General features: G+C 62.7%; 3 protein-coding genes. All 3 read left to right on the forward strand.

Annotated features, from left to right (window positions below; translation table 11 throughout):
- Positions 1–85 precede the first annotated feature (85 nt).
- The 3 genes from G3N96_RS38390 to G3N96_RS38400 are packed head-to-tail and all read left to right on the forward strand — an operon-like array spanning position 86 to position 2,427.
- Positions 86–487: a transposase gene (locus G3N96_RS38390; protein WP_206140462.1), complete on the forward strand. Its 402-nt coding sequence runs from the start codon at positions 86–88 to the stop codon at positions 485–487.
- Entirely contained in the window at positions 484–825 is a 342-nt protein-coding gene (gene tnpB / locus G3N96_RS38395) for an IS66 family insertion sequence element accessory protein TnpB (RefSeq protein ID WP_036047966.1), read from the forward strand. The genes G3N96_RS38390 and tnpB overlap by 4 nt, the downstream gene beginning before the upstream one ends.
- Before the next feature lie 51 nt (positions 826–876).
- On the forward strand, positions 877–2,427 hold the full coding sequence (locus G3N96_RS38400; protein ID WP_206140463.1) for an IS66 family transposase: 1,551 nt from the start codon (positions 877–879) through the stop codon (positions 2,425–2,427).
- Positions 2,428–2,447 lie beyond the last annotated feature (20 nt).

A 2,447-nucleotide genomic window follows, 5' to 3' on the forward strand; every position in this document is an offset into this window, starting at 1 on the left:
CGTAAGCGCTCGACACGTACCGTCTGTTCATGAGGGCGCGGCACCGGCAATCTGATTCCCATCAGATGTAATGGGAATCAGATTGATGAAGCCAGTGGTGCATGGAAGACAACCGGGATCGAGGAACTACACGAAGGAGTTTCGGGAAGCGGTCGCTGCCGAAGCGAACGATCCGAATCGCTCGATTGCCGAGGTAGCGCGTGCGCACGGCTTGAACGCCAATATGGTCGCGCAGTGGCGAAGAAGCTTACTCGATACGCAACCTGCACCGTCGGTACCAAACATCGCGCTGCTACCGGTTGATGTGGTCGATCTGCCTGCGAAAGACATCCCACATCACGCTCTGCCGCAAACGCCGGACGTGTCGGCGAGCCCGGCGATGCCGCCAGCCTGTGAAATCGAGATCGAGGTCGGCAAACGACGTATTCGTATCCGCGGTGTGTCGCAGGAGTTCGCCGAACAGTATTTGCGAGACTGTCTGAAGTGATCCCGCCGAACACGCGAATCTGGATCGCGGCGGGCGTCACGGACATGCGTTCCGGCTTCAACTCGTTGGCCGCGAAGGTACAAACCGTGCTGGAGAAGGATCCCTACAGCGGGCACGTGTTCGTGTTCCGGGGTAAGCGCGGCGACTTGCTGAAGTGCTTGTGGTGGTGCGACGGTGGCCTGTGCCTGCTCTCGAAGCGCCTCGAGAAAGGACGTTTCGCGTGGCCACGCGCCGATGCCGGTGTTGTTGCGCTGACGACCGCTCAGCTCGCGCTCTTGCTCGAAGGTTTCGATTGGCGGCAGCCGATCGATGCGGTACGCCCGCGAAGCGCATTGTAAACGTTCATTACGCGTGGAGAGCTTGTGGGTGGCGTCGTGTAAGCTCACTGCATGTCTGCTGCTCCCACCGATCTCCCCGACGACATTGAAGCGCTGAAGGCGATGGTCGCCAGCTTGCGCGAGCAGCTCTCGTCGCGCGCGATCGAGATCGAACATCTGAAGCTGACGATCGCCAAGCTGCGCCGGATGCAGTTCGGCCGAAAATCGGAGAAGCTGGATCGCCAGATCGAACAGCTTGAATTGCGGCTGGAAGACCTGCAGGCCGATGAAGGCTCGGCCGATATGGCCGCGGCAGCTGCAGTGAAACGGCCGAGTCGCGAAGGTGTCGGCCGCAAGCCGTTGCCCGATCACCTTGAGCGCGAAGAGCGCATCCATCTGCCCGCCGATGATGACTGCCCCGATTGCGGCGGGCAACTCAAACCGCTGGGCGAAGACGTCGCGGAACAGCTCGAATACGTCCGGGCGCACTTCCGCGTGATTCGCCACCGCCGTCCGAAGCTGGCCTGCGCATGCTGCGATCGCATCGTGCAGGCCGCGGCACCGAGTCGACCGATCGATCGTGGCATCCCGGGCCCAGCGCTGCTCGCGCACATCGCCGTGTCGAAGTTCGCGTACCACATCCCGCTGCACCGCCAGGCAGTCATGTACGCGCGCGACGGCGTCGAGATTGATCCGGATGCGATGGGGTATTGGATGGGAAGCATCACAGCGTTGCTCGCGCCGCTGGTCGACACCGTGCGCCGCTACGCGCTGGCCGGCGGCAAGGTTCATGCTGACGACACGCCGTTGCCAGTGCTGGCGCCCGGCAACGGTCGCACAAAGACAGGACGTCTGTGGGTCTACGTGCGTGATGACCGGCCGAGTGCCTCCGAAGAGCCGGCGGCGGTCTGGTTCGCCTACACGCCCGATCGACGGGGCGAGCATCCCCAGCAGCATCTTGCAAACTTCGCGGGCGTGCTGCAGGCCGATGCGTTTGCCGGCTATGCCGAGCTGTATCGCGGCGGCACCATCCAGGAAGCTGCCTGCATGGCCCACGCTCGCCGAAAGATCCATGATCTACATGCCGTCCGTCCCAATGCGGTAACGGAGGAAGCGCTGCACCGGATCGGCGCGCTCTACAAGATCGAGGAGCAGATCCGTGGCAAACCACCTGATGAGCGACACAGTGTGCGCCAGGCGCGAGCGGTACCGCTGCTCGACGACATGAAACGCTGGTTCGAAGCGACGCTCACCACGCTCTCTGCGAAATCCGACACGACCAAGGCACTTCGGTATGCGATGAATCGCTGGTCGGCACTGGTCTATTACTGCAGCGACGGGCGTGCGGAAATCGACAACCTGATCGCCGAGCGAGCACTGCGCGGCGTCGCCCTCGGCAGACGGAATTACTTGTTCGCCGGCGCCGACTCCGGTGGTGAACGTGCCGCCGCGATGTATAGCCTGATCGGCACGGCACGCCTGAATGGCCTCGATCCCGAGGCGTATCTCGCCTATGTTCTTGAGCGCATCGCTGACCATCCGATCAACCGCATCGACGAGTTGTTGCCGTGGAACGTGGCGTCGGCGCTGCCGTCTACTGCCCACGTCGAACCCATCCGATAGCATCGCGCTCCCGTCGTCAA

It is taken from the genome of Burkholderia sp. Se-20373, assembly GCF_017104705.1.
Taxonomy (GTDB): domain Bacteria; phylum Pseudomonadota; class Gammaproteobacteria; order Burkholderiales; family Burkholderiaceae; genus Burkholderia.

What these genes read in the sequence shown, in the direction of transcription:
- G3N96_RS38390 (WP_206140462.1), top strand. Translation starts at nt 86, where the DNA reads ATGAAGCCAGTGGTGCATGGAAGACAACCGGGATCGAGGAACTACACG.
- G3N96_RS38400 (WP_206140463.1), top strand. Translation starts at nt 877, where the DNA reads ATGTCTGCTGCTCCCACCGATCTCCCCGACGACATTGAAGCGCTGAAG.